Annotated in this window: 18 protein-coding genes and 1 tRNA gene; 8 read left to right on the top strand and 11 right to left on the bottom strand. The window is 34.1% G+C overall.

Going from position 1 to position 21,368, the window contains the following annotated elements; all coding sequences use genetic code 11:
• Position 1: 1 nt before the first annotated feature.
• From pstC to K5R64_RS13790, 6 genes are all read right to left on the bottom strand, one after another.
• Entirely contained in the window at positions 2 to 1,210 is a 1,209-nt protein-coding gene (gene pstC, locus K5R64_RS13815; RefSeq protein WP_255580387.1) for a phosphate ABC transporter permease subunit PstC, read from the bottom strand.
• 183 nt (positions 1,211 to 1,393) lie between these two features.
• Complete coding sequence (locus K5R64_RS13810; RefSeq protein WP_220764260.1) at positions 1,394 to 2,257, bottom strand: phosphate ABC transporter substrate-binding protein; 864 nt, start codon at positions 2,255 to 2,257, stop codon at positions 1,394 to 1,396.
• A gap of 110 nt (positions 2,258 to 2,367) precedes the next feature.
• On the bottom strand, positions 2,368 to 3,573 hold the full coding sequence (locus K5R64_RS13805; RefSeq protein WP_220764259.1) for a porin: 1,206 nt from the start codon (positions 3,571 to 3,573) through the stop codon (positions 2,368 to 2,370).
• Between the two features lie 459 nt (positions 3,574 to 4,032).
• Positions 4,033 to 5,250, bottom strand: a complete 1,218-nt coding sequence (locus K5R64_RS13800; RefSeq protein ID WP_220764258.1) for a porin — start codon at positions 5,248 to 5,250, stop codon at positions 4,033 to 4,035.
• 178 nt (positions 5,251 to 5,428) lie between these two features.
• Complete coding sequence (locus tag K5R64_RS13795) at positions 5,429 to 6,502, bottom strand: cell wall metabolism sensor histidine kinase WalK (RefSeq protein ID WP_220764257.1); 1,074 nt, start codon at positions 6,500 to 6,502, stop codon at positions 5,429 to 5,431.
• Between the two features lie 79 nt (positions 6,503 to 6,581).
• Complete coding sequence (locus K5R64_RS13790; RefSeq protein WP_220764256.1) at positions 6,582 to 7,265, bottom strand: response regulator transcription factor; 684 nt, start codon at positions 7,263 to 7,265, stop codon at positions 6,582 to 6,584.
• Positions 7,266 to 7,490: 225 nt separating this feature from the next.
• Here K5R64_RS13790 and K5R64_RS13785 point away from each other — a divergent pair, with 225 nt between their 5' ends.
• From K5R64_RS13785 to K5R64_RS13770, 4 genes are all read left to right on the top strand, one after another.
• Entirely contained in the window at positions 7,491 to 10,289 is a 2,799-nt protein-coding gene (locus tag K5R64_RS13785; protein ID WP_220764254.1) for a TonB-dependent receptor, read from the top strand.
• A gap of 193 nt (positions 10,290 to 10,482) precedes the next feature.
• A complete protein-coding gene (locus tag K5R64_RS13780) occupies positions 10,483 to 11,667 on the top strand; it encodes a hypothetical protein (RefSeq protein ID WP_220764252.1) in 1,185 nt (394 codons plus the stop codon).
• Positions 11,668 to 11,780: 113 nt separating this feature from the next.
• Complete coding sequence (locus tag K5R64_RS13775) at positions 11,781 to 12,119, top strand: T9SS type A sorting domain-containing protein (protein ID WP_220764250.1); 339 nt, start codon at positions 11,781 to 11,783, stop codon at positions 12,117 to 12,119.
• Between the two features lie 82 nt (positions 12,120 to 12,201).
• Positions 12,202 to 13,182: an acyl transferase gene (locus K5R64_RS13770; RefSeq protein ID WP_220764248.1), complete on the top strand. Its 981-nt coding sequence runs from the start codon at positions 12,202 to 12,204 to the stop codon at positions 13,180 to 13,182.
• A gap of 126 nt (positions 13,183 to 13,308) precedes the next feature.
• Here the strand turns inward: K5R64_RS13770 and tyrS are convergent, their stop codons facing one another.
• A complete protein-coding gene (gene tyrS / locus K5R64_RS13765) occupies positions 13,309 to 14,607 on the bottom strand; it encodes a tyrosine--tRNA ligase (RefSeq protein WP_220764246.1) in 1,299 nt (432 codons plus the stop codon).
• Between the two features lie 250 nt (positions 14,608 to 14,857).
• Between tyrS and K5R64_RS13760 the strand changes: the two genes are divergently transcribed.
• Positions 14,858 to 15,856, top strand: a complete 999-nt coding sequence (locus K5R64_RS13760) for an NAD-dependent epimerase/dehydratase family protein (RefSeq protein ID WP_220764244.1) — start codon at positions 14,858 to 14,860, stop codon at positions 15,854 to 15,856.
• Here K5R64_RS13760 and K5R64_RS13755 read toward each other — a convergent pair.
• From K5R64_RS13755 to K5R64_RS13745, 3 genes are all read right to left on the bottom strand, one after another.
• Positions 15,853 to 16,254 (bottom strand): DUF4296 domain-containing protein, encoded by a 402-nt coding sequence (locus tag K5R64_RS13755; protein ID WP_220764242.1) that lies wholly within the window; start codon positions 16,252 to 16,254, stop codon positions 15,853 to 15,855. The genes K5R64_RS13760 and K5R64_RS13755 overlap by 4 nt on opposite strands.
• Before the next feature lie 64 nt (positions 16,255 to 16,318).
• On the bottom strand, positions 16,319 to 17,665 hold the full coding sequence (locus K5R64_RS13750) for a dihydroorotase (protein WP_220764240.1): 1,347 nt from the start codon (positions 17,663 to 17,665) through the stop codon (positions 16,319 to 16,321).
• Between the two features lie 11 nt (positions 17,666 to 17,676).
• The gene (locus tag K5R64_RS13745) at positions 17,677 to 18,402 is read right to left on the bottom strand and encodes a polyprenol monophosphomannose synthase (protein ID WP_220764238.1); all 726 of its coding nucleotides are present in this window, start codon (positions 18,400 to 18,402) and stop codon (positions 17,677 to 17,679) included.
• A gap of 104 nt (positions 18,403 to 18,506) precedes the next feature.
• Here K5R64_RS13745 and K5R64_RS13740 point away from each other — a divergent pair, with 104 nt between their 5' ends.
• Entirely contained in the window at positions 18,507 to 19,178 is a 672-nt protein-coding gene (locus K5R64_RS13740) for a DUF4271 domain-containing protein (protein ID WP_220764236.1), read from the top strand.
• Positions 19,179 to 19,191: 13 nt separating this feature from the next.
• Positions 19,192 to 19,941 carry a uroporphyrinogen-III synthase gene (locus tag K5R64_RS13735; protein ID WP_220764233.1) on the top strand — a complete coding sequence of 250 codons (750 nt, stop codon included), beginning with the start codon at positions 19,192 to 19,194 and terminating at the stop codon, positions 19,939 to 19,941.
• Positions 19,942 to 20,088: 147 nt separating this feature from the next.
• Here the strand turns inward: K5R64_RS13735 and K5R64_RS13730 are convergent.
• Positions 20,089 to 20,168: transfer RNA gene (locus K5R64_RS13730), tRNA-Leu, on the bottom strand.
• Between the two features lie 204 nt (positions 20,169 to 20,372).
• On the opposite strand from K5R64_RS13730, the gene K5R64_RS13725 reads away from it, so the two are divergent.
• On the top strand, positions 20,373 to 21,314 hold the full coding sequence (locus K5R64_RS13725; protein WP_220764232.1) for a ribose-phosphate pyrophosphokinase: 942 nt from the start codon (positions 20,373 to 20,375) through the stop codon (positions 21,312 to 21,314).
• The last annotated feature ends 54 nt before the right edge of the window (positions 21,315 to 21,368 follow it).

Genomic DNA, 21,368 nt, shown 5'->3' with positions numbered 1-21,368 from the left:
ATTAGTGCTTTTTATGTGATTTTCTGTTAGTTACTAATTCAACTAACATGTTAATCCCAAACGTAATTATAAACAAAATACATCCTAAAGCAAACAAGGCTTCGTAATGCAATCCCCCATTAGGAGCTTCCCCCAATTCGGCAGCAATTGTGGCTGGTATGGTTCTCACTGGAGCCAAAAATGAATTTGGAATTACTGCAGCGTTACCGGTTACCATTAATACAGCCATAGTTTCACCTATAGCTCTACCAATTCCTAAAATAGCTCCCGCAGTAATACCCGAAGCCGAATAAGGAATCACTACTTTATAAATTGTTTGCCAATGACTTGCCCCTAAGGCCAAACTCGCTTCTTTCATGGCACGAGGGGTATTACGCATTGCGTCTTCAGAAATGGTAATGATAGTAGGCAAAGCCATAATGGCCAGTACAACACTCCCTGCCAAAGCTGTTTCTCCAACAGGCAAACCGAAGGTATCTTGAATTAATGGTACAATAATAACTAAACCAAAAAATCCATACACTACTGATGGAATACCTGCCAACAATTCAATTAAAGGTTTTAAAATATTACGAGTTCTTTTTCTAGCAATTTCACTCAAGAAAATGGCAGCAGCTAAACCTATTGGTAAGGCGATAATAATAGCTCCAAAACTAACCCAAAGGGTACCGTATATAAGTGGCTTAACTCCCATTTGAGCGATAGGTTGAGCTGTGGGAAACCATTCTTCACCGGATAAAAAGGACGCTACCGTAATTTTATCAATGTCTAATTCTCTTCCAGTAAAATTTGGGGCTTTATATTTTTCTAAAAAAAAGGCAATTACGCCTGGATTCTTAGTGATGAGTTCATTTATTTTTTGTGGAAAATGTTCAAAATTCTCTCCCAATTCTTCTTCGGTATAATAATCCGTGATATCAGAGGTTCTAAACAAAACTATAGGTAAATCAGGCCCGCCTAATTCGTTCCAATTTTTAATCTTTTGATCAAAAACATCTTTAACTTGGGATGGTGACAGTTTTTTTACAGGATTAGAGGCTGCAACTGCCAATAAAAAACCGTCATCGATAGGCTTTCTGTTAAATACTCCTGCCCCTTCAATAAACAAAAAAAAGACAATCAAAATTACTGTAATACTGGTAGTTACACTACTAAGCATCAAAATAGATTCAATTATTTTCTCTTTGATCTGTTTTAAATTTGTTTTCAAATCAGTAAATTTAAATTTTCAACAAAATTACACCAGACCTAAGCCTCAAATGTTTGCAGACCATTAATCTTATGTTAACTTAATGTTAAGCAATATGCATTTTGTAAAACAAATAGTATGCAAAAACAAAAGGCTGCCTAACAAATAGACAGCCTTCTAAATTTATAATCAACCTATTGTTTTTTAGTTCAATGGAACATATCCAATTTCAGAAACATTTTTTTGTCCCTCCGCAGATATAGCATAATCAATAATTGATTTTACTTTGGCTGCATTTGTTTTATTATACATGTAAAACAATGGTCTAGAAATAGGGTATGTTTTATCTTTAGCACTTTCTACTGAAGGCGCAACATAGTTTTTACCTTGATCATAAGAAACTGATAATTGTTTTACTTCCTTAGTTTCATAAGCTAAACCTACATAACCAATAGCTCCTTTAGTTTGTCCTACAGCTTGAACAATCGCACCTGTAGCTGGTAAGCTCAAAATATCAGAAGCATAGTTTTTCTTATCCATTACTTCTTCTTTAAAAAACTCATACGTTCCTGAAGAAGACTCTCTGGAATACGCTACAATTTTCTCATCGTCACCACCTACTTCTTTCCAGTTTTTAATTTCTCCGGTATAAATTTTTTCTAATTGCTCACGAGTCAATTGAGATACTTTATTATTTGGATTTACGATTACTGCCAAGGCATCATAAGCAATAATCACTTTTTCGATTTCAACTTTTGATTCAGAAAACTTTAATTTTTCTTCAGTTTTCAAATCTCTTGATGCCATTGCAATATCAGTCGTACCATCAATCAAAGCAGTCAAACCAACACCTGAACCACCTCCCACAACAGTAATACTAACTGTAGCATCATTCTTCATTAATTCTTCGGCTTCTTTTTGAGCCAATGGCAATACAGTATCACTACCTTTGATGGTTACTGCTACCTCAGCACCTGCATTCGCTTCCGAATTATTTTCGGTCTTAGCCTTACCACAACTTAACATACCAATCAATGGTAATATTAAAAATAATTTTAATTTATTCATTATTTAATTCTTTGTTTAATTTCAAGCAAAATTACCCTGACAATATTAACTCTATGTTAAGTTAATATTATTCAATCTTTATTCTTTAAAGTTAAAAAATAAGCCGTTTACTACAACCCTATTTCTACTTGGAAACGAGCAAACCAATTATTGGAAATCCCCACACCCAACTTATCAACTTTATCATAAGACAATTCGGTTTGAATTTTCATTTTATGACCAAAGAGATACTTCGAAAGCCCTAGCGTATATTCATCAGTATTAGGACTTTTTGTTCGAATTGCATCCTCAACTGTCTGTGTTGAAAAACGACCAATTAACTGATATTCTGAAGGAAAAATATAACTTAATTGAGCATCATACCCATGACCTACAAATACAGCTTGGGTCTTAGCCGCATCCAATGCATCAACTGTGATAGGATTATTCGTGGTTCTTGACATATAAGCTCCCGTAGCCGACCAACCATTGTATTTGAACATCGCATCCACAAATACCGATTTCAATGTTCTGGCTTCATAAAGCAAACTTCCTAATTCCCCTTGAGAACGCAAGGCTTTATTGTTTTGATTAAAAGCACCCGAAAGCATTAATTTTGGTGTTTTTTCACGCATTAAATCGCCTTCAAAATTGGAACCGTTTTTAGTAAAAGCCCCCAAAGGAAACAATTCAATTTTCCCTGTTAAAGCAATTCCATCATCAGAGGTACGTACCCAGTTACGCCCCTCTCCTTTGGAGATAGCTCCTTTTAAACCATAATAAAATTTTTCTTTTTTCTCTTTAGCATATTCTACAAAAAGTCCAAAGTCGCGATCAATATTAAATTTAGAATTATTAATACTACGATCTGTAAGTTCTAAAGCTCCAGAAGAAATAACTCGTTGATTATTCCCTGGTAACTTAGTCTGACCAAAAGCAAGAGTAACATTTGAATTCGGCTTATAAAAAAACACCCCATCTAAAATTACATCTCCACTGTTACCCACAGCCACTGTACCTATATCTCTAGCAGAAAAACCTAACTCTACCTTGTATCCAAATTTAGGATCCACCACAAACCCATCTAGTTTGAGACGCATTCTCCTAATTTCACCTTCAGCCACTCCTGTTTTTCCCTCTTCTTTTCCGTACCCAGTCCTACTTTGTACACGGAAACCAATATTCATTTGAAATAAACTATCCGCAGCAGTAAATCCAAGTTTTTTACCTGATGTGTAATATCCTGCTAATTTCGATTTAGTAGTTCCTGTTTTTACCTCTTGTGCCATTATTATCATTGAGAACAACAGCGAAATACCCCATAAAATTTTCTTCATTTTTAACAATTCGTTATCATTGCGTTATTGCGATGCAAAGCTAATGTTAATAAAAAAGGGCTATATTAAATTAAAGTTACCATAAAGAAAACAAATAGTAATCCAATACAGGGAGAAACCAATTACAAACTATTAACTTATTGCAAATTAAATAGTTAGCTCAAAATAAAAGTTCAAAGCAACAGACCAAAAAAGCGATAGAAATTAGTAATTTTATAAGTTTTTTTTTAAAAAAAATAAGACTTAGAACTCTTCAACAAATTAAAACTATACTTAAATGAAGATCAAACTCAACCATCTTAGATTTGAAAAAAATTCAAACACTAACCACTTGAAACACTCTGATTCCATAAAAAAAACTTATTTCCGAGCAAAACAAAATTCTATTTTAACACAAAAAAACCTCTCAAGTTTTCACTTAAGAGGTCAATACATTTTTTATTAAGTACTATACTTTTTTTAGAAGTTTATTTGAAGTTGCAAACGCAATAAATTCCCTTTTTGTGAATTATCCACTTTTACAGCATCTTCATATCTCCTACTCGAAATAGTATAATCAGCTACCAATTCTAAATTTTTAAATGGTTGCCATTCTACACCGATTTCTAAATCATTTACAGAATAACTTCTTGCATCAAGTTCATGTTTTTTACCTCCTCTATACATTTGGTATTTAACAAAAGGCAACATCACTTGTTGATCTATTTTGATATTGTAACACCCTTGTACATACCCACCATACAATCTTTTTTGTTCAATTGTATTATTAGCCTTATTGTATTCTGGCCCCGTACCGATGTTATATTCCGCCTGTAATCCAAAAGGTTTAGGATATAAAATCACACTAGCTGCTGCACGTTGATCCAGATACTCTCCATTTGGTTTTACAACAACACTTTTAGAGGTACTTATGGATTGTACTACATATTTACCAGTATAACCTTGAATTCCTGTTTCTAACACTTGTCCGTTATCAAATTCAAATGGATAAGAAACACGTCCTACTACATGTTGATTGTTATTAGCCTCTGACCTATTAGCTGTTTGTCCATTATATATTCCAAGACCTACTACTCCATAATCACCAGAGCCTTTTAAACCGTCACTAATTAACTTTGAAAACAATTCTCTTTTTCCTTTTGGCGCCCAATAAAACATCACCCCAAGGTCACGCTCATTAGCTACCGCACTATTTAAAGCATCATTACGATCTAGAGTCAATCGGTTTTGACTTGATTGCATATTTTCAAATCCATAAGGTACTTTACTTTGCCCTACTCTAAATCTAAACTCTTTTTTAGAATCTAATGAAATATCTACATAAGCATCTCTAATTTGAAAGAAATGATTACTTGTTGAAGAGGCCGAAGAAGCAAAGTCAGGCTGAATATAAATGTAAATACGGTCATGTACATTACCTGAAAACACCAAACGACCACGTCTGATAAAAAAACTATTTTCACCACCCCATGATTTATCACACTGCTCACAACCTAAGTCTGGATTAGTCTCTAATAACTTATTATATCTTACTTGCATATAACCTCGTAAGCCTATTGCCTCATACCATTTTTTTGTAGATGAAGTAGCTGTTTTTGGCGCATCAGTCCCGTTTTGAGCCTGAATTGCGATTACAAAAAAAAGAAGGGTAAAAATTGAAAAAATACTTTTTTTCATGTCGATTAAATTTTTGTTAATTTTTCGGCAAATTTAGACTAAGAGAAAGTTAACTATGTTAAGAAATGTTTAACAAAATGCAAACAAAAAAACCTCGGAAAAAACAAACAGAAAACAAAAAAGGAACCGCAATAACGATTCCTTAAACAATATTAATCCTTTAAAATTACAATCAAATTCAAGCCGATTTCTTTTTAACAACAGGCTTTTCAAGCGTAAAAGAAAACTCAGAACCCACGCCAACTTCACTTTCAACGTAAATTTTTTCTTTATGTGCCTCAATAATATGTTTAACAATTGCTAGTCCCAAACCTGAACCACCCTCTTCCCTGGAACCGCTTTTATTAACCCTATAAAAACGTTCAAAAAGTCTTGGCAAATGTTGTTTTGCGATCCCGCCCCCATCATCACTGATACGAACCAAAACCTTTTTCTTAGTCAAATTAACTACCGAAACTTCAGTAGTACCATTTTCTTTTCCATACTTAATAGAGTTTACAATCAAATTTTCTATAACTTGTTGAATTCTATCTCTATCACCCCTTACATAATTAGGCAAGGCAGTACTATTATCAAATGTGAGTGTGATGTTTTTTTTCTCGGCTTTCATTTCTAAGAGATCAAAAACATTTTGAATCAATTCATAGATATCAAACTCAGAGTATTCTAAATTCAAATCCCCAGCTTCCAATTTGGTTATCATATCCAAATCTTCGACAATATATATCAACCGTTCCACGCCTTTTTCAGCACGCTTGAGATACTTTTTTCGTATTAACTTGTCCTCCATCGCTCCGTCTAGTAAAGTTGAAATATAACCTTGGACGGTAAACAAAGGCGTTTTGAGTTCATGAGAAACATTCCCTAAAAAATCCCTTCGGTACTCCTCTCGAACTTGCAATAATTCAATTTCTAATTTTTTATCAGTGGCAAACTTTTTTATTTCTCTTGACAACGTTTCCATATCAGTTGTGATAGGCTGATTGATTAAAGTACTTGCTTCCAGCAAAGACACATCGTCATAAATTTTCTTAACACGTCTGTAAATAAAACGCTCTACACGATATTGTATGACTAAAAAAGAGAACACAAAAAGAATGACACTAAAGATAACACCAAACCAAAGTAAACGGGAATCAAATGCAGAAAACAACAAAGCAACCAGCAACACAACAAAACCAGTTGAAAAAAGGCTTATATAAAAAGAGGATTTTATAGCAAATTTATAGGTCTTCTTAAAATTAATCTTCATTTATAAATGCATTATATTTAAAATGGGCTAAAAGCCCATTTGTTGTGTATTGACGAATGCTAAAGATAGAACATCTAAATTATACTTCAAACTTATATCCTACTCCTTTTATGGTTTTAAATAATTCTTCACCAATTTTTTCACGTAATTTTCGGATATGAACATCAATCGTTCTACCTCCTACTACGACTTCATTTCCCCAAACCTTGTCTAAAATTTCGTCTCTTTTAAAAACTTTACCAGGCTTAGAAGCCAAAAGATAAAACAATTCAAATTCCTTTCTAGGCAAAGCAATTTCCTGACCTTCCATAACAATCTTATATTCCTCGCGATTGATTTCGATACCTCCCACATTCAGGGTTTCGCTATCTTGTTCCGCCTCTACTAAGCGTCTTAATAAGGCCTTTACTTTACTAACCAACAACTTAGGTTTAATAGGCTTAGTAATATAATCATCAGCACCCACATCAAATCCTGCTACTTGCGAATAATCCTCGCTTCTTGCTGTTAAAAAAGTAATGATAACATTACTTAATTCAGGGATTTTTCTAATATTCTCACAGGCTTCCATACCATCCATTTCAGGCATCATGACATCCATAATAATCAAATCAGGAATTTCTTTTTTAGCTTTTGCGATGGCCTCTTTGCCATTAGAAGCAGTAAAAATTTGATATCCTTCCTGTGAAAGATTATAACCTACAATCTCCAAGATGTCTGGTTCGTCATCTACAAGTAAAATCTTTGTGTTTTTGTTTTTCATATAAAATAGCAAAATTAAGTTTCAATCATTAAGAATAAAGCTGTTTTTAAACTAATGATTACAATTGCGATTGTAAATATAACAATAAAATAATCGCTAAAAAGTAGGGTTTACACTAATTTAATATGGTAACATTTTATTAATACTTCCAAAACACATTCGTAACAACGGATTAACCTGAACTTTACAGATGGGTCATTACTTTGCAAAAAATTTTAGAAGAATATGAAACTTAAATTATTGATTTTTACACTTTTCATCTGTACACTTTCATTTTCACAAACAAAAGGTACCATTACTGGAGTGTTAACAGACAAAGAGTTAAATAACGAAACATTACCATTTGCTAACGTAATCTTAAAAGGAACCAAAGCAAATACCACTACAGATATAGAAGGGAAGTACACTCTTAGTGTATTACCTGGAAATTATGTAATTCAATTTAGCTTCGTAGGTTACGAACCAATTGAAGTTCCCGTAACAGTAGTTAGCGGCAAGACTGTAACCATCAACAAAGCTTTGGCCCCTGGCGGTTATAAATTAGATGATGTAGTAATCAAAGCAGCTCCTGTAAATAGAGAAAAAGAAACAGCTTTATTATTAGACCAAAAAAAGGCTGTTGAAATTAAACAAAGTATTGGCGCACAAGAAATGTCAAGAAAAGGAGTGAGTAACGTTGAGCAAGGATTAACAAAAATCACTGGAGTAACCAAAGTAGGTTCAAGAGGAATCTTTGTTCGCGGACTTGAAGACCGTTACAATAACTTATTAGTAAACAACCTTAATGTACCTTCAAACAATCCGTATAGAAAAATATTACCCTTAGACATATTTTCAACTGATATTGTAGGCGTGATTGACGTATTCAAAACTTTTAACACAAATATCTCTGGAGATTTTGCGGGAGCAACATTTAATATCGCTACCACAACAAGTAACAAAAGCGAAACAAAAATAAATATTGGAATTGGTTACACTACAAACAACAACCTTTCTCCTTTCCTTTTAGCTTCGGATATTAAAAACACTAAAGGATTTTTGGGATTGTCTGGAGAAGACAGAGCAATTCCTTCCTCTTTAGGAAAAATTCCTTCGAACCACACTTTAACAGTTAATGAAGCAATGAACGACCTTAAATCAGGTTGGAACGTATCAGAAAGCAGAAGCCCATTGAACTCAAGTATTGGATTTTTACATTCTCAAAAATTCAATTTGAATGACGGCAAAAGTTTCGCTTACTTATTATCTATTAACGCTGATAACAGCTACAGTTTAGCAAAAGGACTTAGCAATACGTTTGACGTAAACGGAACGTACAACAACAATACCTATAAGTCTGAGTACCACTACAAAACTGCCCTAGCTACTTTATTGAATTTAAACTACAAAACTGAACGTTTAAATTTAACTTCTAATACTTTCTATTTGCGTTCAACCGACAATCTTATTCAAGATCAAAGAGGTGCTTTTAGTGGATTATTAGAAAACAAAAATGTATTAGTGCGCACCAATCAATTGGATCAATCAGATTATATCAACTCACAAGTATTAGCTGATTATAAAATAGGACAAGACAAAAACCAAGCCATCAAAGCGGGTATATCTTTCGCCACTACATCTTACGAACAACCGGATAGAAAATTTTACAAAGCCAACATTGACAACAATGACAATATTACAGTTAGCTATGGTGCCAATAACTTTATCCGACAATATCTTAGCATCGATGGAAATGCATATCTTTCAGGATTACTAGAGTATGATTTAAAATTTGGTAAAGATGACAATAATTCTCTTTCATTTGGTTACAACGGGAATATCTCTGAAACAGGAACCTCATACCGTTTTATAAAAACAAATTTATTATCAAATGCAACGGTTAATGGGTATGTCAATTCAGATATTGACCAAATCATAAACGCTGACCTACTAGCCGGAAATTTCAATTATCAAGAAAACTCAAATGCTAGTTATAAAACTACATTAAACGAAAATACGAATGCTGCTTTCACGAATGTTTTATTCAAATTGAATGAAAAATGGGAAGTAAGTGGAGGAATTCGCGTAGAAAAATTCACAAGAGATATCAAATATCGATTTAATGGTTCATTCTCAGATCCATTTGATAAAAAAACGTTTGACAAAAACTATATTTTACCAGCAATTAATTTAAAATATGCTTTAGTTGAACGTGCTAATCTTCGTTTCGCTGCTTCGAAAAACTACACCAAACCTGTTACTATGGAGGTTATTCCAATCTCTTATATCAATGGTGATGGTACTAGCGTTCAAGGAAATCCTTTCTTAGTAAATAGCGATAATTTAAATTTTGATTTAAAGTATGAGTTTTTCCCAACCAGTAAAGAACTTTTCGTTATTAGTGCTTTTGCAAAACACCTTGACAATCCTATAGAAAGAACTTTTAGAGGAGAAGCTGGTGGAAACATTACTACCTTCTTAAACTCAAAAACAGCCGATTTATATGGAGTTGAAATCGAAGGAATATTAAACTTAGGAAGAATTAATGAACATTTAGACCAATTTTCGATAGGTGCCAATGCAACATTAATGGAAACTAAAGTTGTCGTAAAACCTTTCACCATTGACCCTTCAACTGGAAACCAAATTGCTTCTGCCGAATCACACCAAAATAGAGATTTACAAGGAGCCTCAAAATGGTTAGCAAATGCTGATTTAAAATACGAATTTAACTTAAGTGAAAAATGGAGCAACACAGCTAACTTAGTGTATTCAGTTTTTGGTAAACGAATTTACAGTGTTGGTTCTTTAGGATTAGATCATATTTACGAATTACCTGTACAACAACTTGACTTTGTTTGGACCAGCAAAATTGGCGATAACTATTCGTTAAAATTTGGAGTAAACAATATCTTAAACCCTTATAGAAAACAAGAACTTGGAAACAATCACAACAGTAATATTAACTTTATTGCAGATTCCAGTATCATTCAAGAATATAAAAAAGGAGTTGGATTTTCTTTAAGTATTGGATATACTTTTTAATCAATCTACTTACCCACAAAACTTTATCTAAGGCTGCTTATATAAGCGGCCTTTTTTATACATAATAAGTTAACACAGTTAACATTAACTTCATTTAAAATTTAATTTTATATAACTGTAGTATAACCTTAGGCTAACTTAAAACTTAAACTCCACACCTATATTTGCCCTATAAATATTAACAAAAAAAACAATGAAAAAATTAATTTTAAGCTTAGCAATTGTATCAGCATTATTCACAAGCTGTACAAGTGATGATAATGGTAATAACACTACACCTGTTGTTGGTGAAATCACAGGAACTATTACCGCAAATAAGGTTTACCCTAAAGGAACTTATACCTTAAAAGGGATTGTAAAAGTAGCCTCTGGAGTAACCGTTACTTTTGATGCTGGTTCAACTATTACTTGTGACAAAGCAACTGGTGATAATGCATTTGTAGTTTTAAATGGTGGAAAAGCAATTATGAATGGATCAGCATCTGAGCCAATTGTATTCACTGAAAAATCTGGAGTTCCAGGTTCTTGGGGAGGAATCATTATATATGGTGATGCACCTATTAAAGGAGCTGGAGGTTTAACAACTTTATTATCTGAAGATGGAAACTCTTTAAACTATGGCGGTACAAACACTGCTCATAATGGTGGTACTTTGAAATATGTAAGAGTTGAATATGCTGGTTCTAAATTAGGAGACGGAAATAAAGAAAACAATGCTTTTACTTTCTATTCTTGTGGTACAGGAACAACTTTAGATCACTTAGTTGCTTACAAAGGAGCTGATGATGGTTTTGAATTCTTTGGTGGGACTGTAAGTATGACAAACGCCATCTCTTATGGTAACTATGATGACGCTTTTGACTGGCAAGATGGATGGCAAGGTCAATTGAACACCAACTGGTACGGATACCAAGAAATCAAAGGAAACTTTGGAATGGAAATTGAAGCTTCAGGGAACAACAATACTTTTAACCCAAAAGTAGAGGGTGTGACACTTAAAAGAGCAGCTGGATGTACTCCAGAAGATAATTCAGCTATCGAAATTGATGCTTTCCAATTTAAAAAAGAAGGTAATGGTATTTTCAACAATGTAATCGTTGATGGTTACGGAAATTTCACTCTTGCTCCTACTACTTATAACGGTGCAGTTGTTAAAATTCAAGATGCTACTACAAACACAAACCAAGTAAACGGTGGTAAAATCAAACTTACAAACGTAAAAATTACTAACACTACTCAAATAGTACCTGTAGGAGCAACTGGTTCAATCGTTGTTAGCTTCCCAGTAGGTAACTTCACAACAAGTTCTACTACAACAGGAGCTTCACTTACAGCTGGAGCTTGGGCTACAGTTAATGGATCAAGCTTAATAAAATAATAAATATTCTTCTGTTTATATACTAAAACAGCCTCTCATATTGATTTTGAGAGGCTGTTTTTTTTGTTTATTATTTTTTTTATTCCTACTTTTACATATTGTAAACAAATGCGATGGCAAAAAACTACTTTTATATTATTCTCTTATCGGCTTTATTTGGTACTTTGAGTATGAATGCTCAGGAAACTAAGCAACAGCCAAAAACGCAAGAAAGCACCACTATCGAAGGCTTGAACTTGTATCCTAACCCTGTGAATAATGGTAAAGTTTCTATCGCAACTAAAAATGATTCTAACAAAGAAATTATCATTTTTGATTTATTAGGTAAAAAAATTCTTCAAACACAACTTAGTGGCAGAGAGTTAAACATCTCCACTTTGAACCCTGGAGTGTACCTAATTAAAATTATAGAAGACAACGCATCGGCAACTAGAAAACTAATCGTACGATAATAATTATTAAAAAAATATTAAAAATGCTCCAAAATTATTTTGGAGCATTTTTAGTTAAGTTTATTACTTTTGTCAAAAAAAATTGATTCCAACAACTGATATATTTACGATTTCCAACCAAAAGCAATTTGAAAAAATAGCTTTGAAAACCTTTCGTTACCAATATGAAAACAATCTCGTATATCAAGAATTTTGCAATCATTTAAAAACAGATGTCCAAAAGGTAAAATCCTTAAAACAAATCCCCTTTTTACCCATTTCATTTTTTAAAACACATTCTGTAGTCAGTAACGCACACCCCATACAAACTACTTTTACTAGTAGTGGCACAACAGGACTGATTACCAGCAAACATTTGGTGACTGATGTATCTATTTACAAAGAGAGTTACCAAAAAGCTTTTTCTACATTTTACGGCAATATCGAAGACTATGTTGTACTAGCTTTACTACCTTCTTATTTAGAACGAGAAGGCTCTTCCTTAATCCACATGGTAGAAGACTTAATACAATGCACCAATCGCCCTGAAAGTGGCTTTTATTTACACAATCACGACGATCTCATTAAAAACCTCATCTCCCTAGATGAAGCTGGACAAAATGTAATCCTAATCGGTGTTACCTACGCCCTACTCGATATCATCGAAAAGCAACAATTTCAATTACAAAACACCATTATCATAGAAACTGGAGGCATGAAAGGCAAACGCAAAGAAATGATTCGTGAGGAATTGCATGACTTGCTCTGCCAAGGTTTTGGAGTTCCTACAATTCATTCTGAGTACGGCATGACCGAATTACTTTCTCAAGCCTATTCTCTCGGCGACGGCATCTTTGAATGTCCTTCCTGGATGCAAATCCTTATCCGCGACACCGAAGACGCCCTTTCGTATATCCAAGACGGCAAAACAGGCGGCATCAACGTCATCGATCTGGCCAACATTAATTCCTGCTCCTTTATCGCCACTCAAGATTTGGGCAAAAAAAATCCCAACAACTCCTTCGAGGTATTGGGACGTTTTGATAATTCGGATATAAGAGGTTGTAATTTGATGGTTGGTTAAAGTTGGTTAACTGGTTATTTGTTTAATCGGTAAATTGTAAGTTAGATTATTTAAAAATCAACCATTTTAAACAGTTAAACCTTTAAACCTTTAAACCTTTTTAAACCCTTAAGCAATTAACCCCATTTACATCACTCGCACTACAAAATAATTTTTCTTACCACTTTGCAACAACACAAATTGGTTATTAATCAAATCTTTTGCAGACAGCACAAAATCCTCTTTAATTTTTTCTTTATTTACTGAAATAGAATTTGCCGTCAAAGCTCTTCTCGCCTCACCATTTGACTTAAAAAATCCTGTTTTTTCATTCAAAACCTTTACAATTTCAATTCCTTCTTCAATTTCAGCTCTTGTAATTTCGGCTTGAGGCACTCCTTCAAAAACTTCTAAAAAGGTAGCTTCGTCTAATGTTTTTAAATCATCCGCAGTAGCATTTCCAAAAAGAATCATTGAAGCTTTTTGAGCTTTTTCTAATTCTTCTTTTGAATGTACAAAAGCAGTAATCTCCTCTGCCAATCTTTTTTGCAATACTCTCAAATGAGGCGCTTCGTTATGTTGTACCACTAAGGCTTCAATAGTTTCTTTATCAAGGAAAGTGAAAATTTTGATGTACTTTTCAGCATCAACATCGGTTGTATTCAACCAAAATTGGTAAAATTTGTAAACCGAAGTTTTATCAGCGGTCAACCATACATTCCCACCTTCTGATTTTCCAAACTTAGAACCATCCGCTTTAGTGATTAACGGACAAGTCATAGCATAAGCTTTATTAGCTCCTTCCTCGTTCATACGACGCACCAATTCGGTACCAGTGGTAATATTACCCCATTGGTCTGAACCTCCCATTTGCAACAAACAGTTGTATTCTTTATGCAGATGAAAAAAGTCATATCCTTGAATTAATTGATACGTAAACTCCGTAAATGACATCCCCTCACCTTCTCCGTTGATTCTCTTCTTTACCGAATCTTTTGCCATCATATAGTTCACGGTAATTCTTTTACCCACATCGCGGGCAAAATTGATAAACGACAACCCTTTCATCCAATCGTAATTATTTACCAAAACAGGTGCATTTACTTCTGTTGCATTAAAATCTAAAAACCGAGACAAAACACCTTTAATCCCTTCAACATTTTTTGCCAAAGTTACCTCATCCAGCAAATTACGCTCATCCGATTTTCCAGAAGGATCTCCAATCATTCCAGTAGCTCCACCAACTAAAGCGATGGGTTTATGTCCAAAGTTTTTAAGATGAACCAAAAGAAGAATAGGCACTAAACTCCCAATATGTAAGGAATCTGACGTAGGGTCAAATCCTATATAGGTAGTTGTCATCTCTTTTAATAATTGCTCTTCGGTTCCTGGCATAATGTCGTGAACCAACCCACGCCACTGTAATTCGGAAATAATGTTTTTCATCTTATTTTAGTCAATTTACTTTCGTCAATCCAGCCATTTAGGCTTTGCGAGCGCAAAGATAACAATATCAGTGGCAATATTCAATGGCATTACAAATAACCGAAAACAAAATCAATGACAATGGTAATATTCAATGAAAATGGCGATGCAAATGAAAAAAAAAAATCTACAGCAAGGGGAATATTCAATATTGCCATTGAAACTTGATATTAAAACTCATCATTGCCATTGATTTAGTACATTTGCACTTATGATATTAGTTACAGGAGGCACTGGTTTAGTTGGAGCACATTTATTACTTCATTTGTTAGAAAATGAAGAAAAGGTTCGTGCTATTTATCGCAACACACAAAGTATCGATAAAACGAAATCACTTTTTGCGCATTACGACAAAGAAACGTTGTTTCTTAAAATTGACTGGCAATACGGAGATATTACCGATATCCCTTCTTTAGAAAAAGCATTCATCGGGATTGATTATGTGTACCATTGTGCAGGATTCATCTCTTTCAATCGCAACGATGAACAACTGCTTCGAAAAATAAATATTGAAGGAACGGCTAATGTAGTCAACCTTTGCATTGCAAATCACATAAAAAAATTATGCCATGTTAGCTCCGTAGCGGCCTTGGGCGATTTAGCCGAACACGAAACTATAATCACAGAAACAACCGAATGGAATCCTGAAAAACACCATTCTGATTATGCTATTTCAAAATACGGTGGTGAAATGGAAATTTGGCGCGGTCAACAAGAAGGCCTTCAAACGGTCATCATCAACCCTGGTGTCATTCTAGGCCCCGGCTTTAATAAACAAGGTAGTGGCCTTTTACTCCATCAAGTAGCCAAGGGACTTTCGTTTTACACCAAAGGCATCACTGGTTTTATTGCTGTAGATGATGTGGCAAAAATCGCCATCCAACTCTTAAAAAGCAATCACAATAACCAACGTTATATTTTGATTGCGTCAAACACCAGCTATCAAGCCGTTATCAACAGTATGTGTGAGGGTTTAAAAATAAAAAAGCCCTCGATTGAAATTAAACCTTGGCAACTTGAAATCGCCTGGAGAATCGATGCTTTATTGTCTTTTTTATCACTCAAAAAAAGAACTTTACCCAAAGACATTGCAAGAGCTGCCTATCATCAATCTTTATTTTCAAATGAAAAAATAAAAGCGGATTTACCAATCCGCTTTCTAGATATTCATTACTATATTATGAAATTAACCCAAGGGTACAAGTATTAGTTCAACACCCCTTGTGTGGCTTCTTGTGCTCCTTTTTCTAATCGTTCTTTAAGAGTGCCTTTGCGCAACGAATCCTTTTTGGGCACAATGGCTTTCTTCTTTAATTTTTTTTGGTCTAATTGAGACAACGAATCATACAATTTACTATTGGTCTCAATTTTTAAGGCAATGGCATCATACATTTTTTTATATCCTTTGTAATCTGCGGCATAATAACTATTGCTTTGCACAAACTGAAGGCTATCTATTTTATACTTTTTATAAATATACGCCAAATCTTCTTTTTCGTAGTTTTCAATCGTTCCGGGAAATTGGTATTTTATCACATTCAAAAGTGCCAAATCATACATAATTTCAATCATCTCTGATTGCTCAATAAGACGCTCTGGCTTCTCCATGGGTTCTTTTTTACAACCGAAAACCAAGAATACAATCAGTAAGATAAAACAATTTCTCATTGGACTACAAATTTCTATCAAACAACAAACGCTTACCTGCTTTAATATTTTTCACTTTAAAAGCCGTATAAACCAATTGTCCATTAACAAAAGTATGTGTTATACGCGATTTAAAAGTAAACCCTTCAAAAGGAGACCAACCACATTTAGCTAAAATATTTTCTTTTTTTACACCCCATGGCAAGCCTGCATTTACAATAACTAAGTCCGCATAATAACCCTCTTTTATGAAACCACGTTTTTCAATTTGAAAAAGTTTTGCTGGGTTATGACACATCTTTTCTACAATTTTCTCAATGCTTATTTTTCCTTGGTGATAAGCCTCAAACATCGCAACTACAGCATGCTGCACTAATGGGCCTCCAGAAGGCGCTTTCAAATACGGCTGTTTTTTTTCTTCTAAAGTATGTGGTGCATGATCTGTCGCAATGACATCAATGCGATCGTCTAACAAGGCTTTCCACAACGCATCTCTATCAGCTGCTGTTTTTACGGCAGGATTCCATTTAATCATATTACCCTTAGTAGCATAATCCTCATTAGTAAACCACAGATGATGAATACACACTTCAGCTGTAATCTTCTTTTCTTCAAGCGGAATTTTATTAGTAAACAACTCCATCTCCTTGGCAGTAGAAAGATGGAAAATATGCAAACGTGCTCCAGTTTTTTTAGCCAATTCGATGGCTTTCGAAGAAGAAATATAACAGGCTTCCTCTGAACGAATTAAATGGTGTGCTGTTACTGGAACATCATCACCATATTCTGCAATATATTTAGCCGTATTTTCTTTAATGGTAGCTTCATCCTCACAATGCACCGCAATTAACAAAGGCGTGCTTGAAAATATTTTTTCTAAAGTTGCCTCGTTATCCACAAGCATATTTCCTGTTGATGAACCCAAAAATATTTTGATACCCGCTACATTTTTAGGATTCGTTTTTAAAACTTCTTCCAAATTATCATTGGTAGCCCCCATCATAAAAGAGTAATTGGCATACGATTTTTGAGCAGCAATTTGGTATTTCTCTTCCAATAGCTCTTGAGTTACAGCATTCGGCACGGTGTTGGGCTGCTCGATAAACGAAGTAATCCCTCCTGCTACTGCTGCTTTTGATTCTGTTTCAATATCGCCCTTATGCGTAAGTCCTGGCTCTCTAAAATGTACTTGATCGTCGATAGCACCTGGAATCAAATAATTACCTTCGGCATCAATAATTTTGTACTCGGATGATTTAGCACTAATGCTTTCTGAAATTTCAACAATTAAGTCATTTTCAATTAAAACATCGCCTTCAAAAATCACCCCTTCATTTACAATTTTGGCATTCTTAATTAAAATCTTATTCATTGTATGTATGCTTATAATGTATTAAATATTTTTTTTAATCGTAAAGAAATCACCCCAAAAACAGCTTCAATAATAATTGAATTACTCATTTTAGATTGACCTTTGGTTCTGTCTGTAAAAATAATAGGTACTTCGGTAATTTGAAATTTACGACAAAAAGTGCGGTATTTCATTTCAATTTGAAAAGCATAGCCCACAAATTTTATTTTGTCCAATTTTATAGCCTCTAACACCTCTCGTTTATAACACACAAAACCCGCAGTAGCATCATGAATTTGCATTCCTGTTATCAAGCGCACATACACCGAAGCAAAATAGGACATCAAGACCCTATTTAAAGGCCAATTGACAACATTTACTCCCGTTACATAACGCGACCCGATAGCCAAATCTGCATCTCCAAAATGACATGCATTGTATAACTTTTCTAAATCATGTGGATTATGCGAAAAATCGGCATCCATCTCAAAAATAAATTCATATTTTCGAGCTATTGCCCACTTAAAACCGTGAACATAAGCCGTTCCTAATCCTGCTTTTTTAGCTCTTTTTTCAAGAAACAAACGTCCCTCGTATTCGGATTGTAATAAGACAACTTTATCTGCAGTATGATCAGGTGAATTATCATCAATAATGAGTACATGAAAGTTCTTATGCTGTGAAAGCACTGACCGGATGATACTTTCGACATTTTCAATTTCGTTATAGGTAGGAATTATAACAATACTATCGCTCATTTTTCAAATAATTTCACCGCAAAAGTAAACTTTTTAAAGCATTTGAATGATAATAAAACTATAATAAAAAGTTTGAATCAAAAAATTACTAATTTTGCTTCACTATGACAGAACACATTCTTCACCCTCGAATAATTGAAAATAAGGACTGGGCCACACTTTTATTTGTAGTGTCATTTATCATTATAGCCATTACCAAAGCCACTAACGAAAACCGATTTGCCGATTTTCTCAACCTTATGTTTTCAGACAAATACTCCAAAGTGTATCGGGAACCAAGTCATCTCAAGGGGAGCTTTACTTTGTCATTATTTATAGTTCAAGCCATTTCGTTTTCGTTTTTCATTCAATTATCCCTAACGATTTTTGGTTTAGCCTCCAAGACCGATTACTTGTTGTATATCCAAATTCTAACTTTTGTTATCTTTTTTATTTTATCAAAATATTTAATCGAAAAAATCATTGCTACTGCTTTCAATATTGAAGAATTTGTAGAACAATTTAACCTTCAAAAAGTTACATATCGAACATATATTGGGTTATTGATATTACCATTTAACATTATTTTATTTTACCAAGACAACACCTCTATCCTTATTCCTCAAATCATCATCGCAGTAATACTGATAGCCAACGCCTTAACATACCTCCTGTCAATAAAAAATTATCAAAATATAATATTCAGTAAGTTGTTTTATTTTATTTTATATCTTTGCACTCTCGAAATAGCCCCCTATTTTTTTATGTATTATTTATACACAAAAGGTAGCGCTTAGAAACTGTTAAAATATGAAAGTGAAAACTATTTTGGTGTCACAACCTGAGCCTAAAGTTGAGAATTCTCCTTACTTTGAATTACAACAAAAGCATAAAATAAAAATTGATTTCAGGCCTTTTATTCACATAGAAGGAGTAAGTGCAAAAGAGATTCGACTACAAAAAATCGATCTTAATAACTATACTGCAATTATTTTAACAAGCCGTAATGCTGTTGACCATTTTTTCAGAGTTGCTGAAGAGATGCGTTTCAAAGTTCCTGAAACCTTAAAATATTTTTGTCAATCAGAAGCGGTTGCATTTTATTTACAAAAATACGTGGTGTACCGTAAACGCAAAATTTATGTAGGCGCAAAAGACTTTGCTGACCTATCCCCTTTAATCAAAAAATACAAGGACGAGAAATTTTTACTACCTGCCTCTGACCAATTAAACGCTGACGCACCGACAACTTTAAACAACCTAAAAGTAGATTGGACACAAGCAACATTCTACAGAACGGTAATGAGCGACCTATCTGATTTAGCTGATGTTTATTATGATGTTTTAGCATTCTTCAGCCCTACAGGTATCAAATCGTTATTTAAAAATTTCCCTGACTTCAAACAAAACAATACCAGAATCGCTGTTTTTGGAAGCACTACTCAAAAGGAAGCCCTTGATAACGGACTACGAATTGACATTCTCGCTCCAACACCAGAAACACCATCTATGACCATGGCATTAGAAAAATACATTGTTGAAGCCAATAAAGTAAAATAAATACAGACCTATCCGGTCTAAAAACACAAAAAACAGTAATAAGTCGTTCACTTGTTACTGTTTTTTTTATTGGCACCAATTAGTTTTCAGCAAATTGACTTAAAAACAAAAAAACCTCTCAATCAATTGATTAAGAGGTTTTTTAAGTACCCGGAGCCGGAGTCGAACCGGCACGGTTTCCCACAGGTGTTTGAGACCAGCGCGTCTACCAATTCCGCCATCCGGGCGTAGCAGACTAAAAAAGTCATTCTTTAACGCAATAAATAGCAATCTTGCAATTCCTATTTCTTTAACACGGTGCAAATGTATAAAAAAAATCAAAACATTCTAATAAAAAAACTAAAAATTTCCCTTTCAGAGTTGATATTTTTTCCTAAATTTGCACCTCGTTAAAACAAGAGACACTAACTAATTATAAAACAACAGATTAAATGTCACACACAGAAGCAGAAGCTAAAATATTTGCTTGTTCACAAAGTGTCTATCTAGCAGAGAAAATTGCTGCCAAGTACGGCATCCCACTAGGAAAGATGACCATGTCAACTTATAGTGATGGTGAATTTCAGCCTTCATTTGAAGAATCTATTAGAGGATTGCGCGTATTTTTAGTTTGCTCCACGTTCCCATCAGCAGACAATTTAATGGAATTGTTATTAATGATTGATGCCGCTAAACGTGCATCAGCTAGACACATTACTGCTGTTATCCCATACTTTGGTTGGGCTAGACAAGATAGAAAAGACAAACCAAGAGTTCCCATTGGAGCAAAATTAATTGCTAAAATGCTAGAAGCAGCAGGAGCAACTCGCATCATGACGATGGACTTGCACGCAGACCAAATTCAAGGATTCTTTGAAAAACCAGTAGATCATCTTTTTGCTTCAACTATTTTCCTTCCTTATATCGAAAGTTTACAATTAGACAATCTAATGATTGCTTCTCCTGATATGGGTGGTTCTAAAAGAGCTTATGCTTATTCTAAATTCTTAAACTCTGAGGTAGTTATCTGTTACAAACAACGAAAAGCAGCCAATGTAATCGAAACTATGGAGCTTATTGGTGAGGTAAAAGGCAAAAACGTAATCCTTGTTGACGACATGATTGATACAGGAGGCACATTGGCCAAAGCTGCTGATTTGATGATAGAAAAAGGAGCCCTTAGTGTGCGTGCTATCTGTACACACCCAATTTTATCTGGTGGGGCTTACGAAAAAATAGAAAATTCGCAATTGAGTGAATTGATTGTTACAGATTCTATTCCGTTGAAAAAAGAATCTAAAAAAATAAGAGTGGTAAGTTGCGCGCCATTATTTGCAGAAGTAATGCACATGGTACAACACAACAACTCAATTAGTGGAAAGTTTTTGATGTAACATTCCTCGTTAGTGGTTTTAACCCCTAACCTTAAAATGAATTATTAACAATTA

The organism is Flavobacterium sp. UMI-01, from assembly GCF_019656315.1.
Lineage (GTDB): Bacteria > Bacteroidota > Bacteroidia > Flavobacteriales > Flavobacteriaceae > Flavobacterium.
This window is presented reverse-complemented; position numbering and strand designations above follow the sequence as displayed.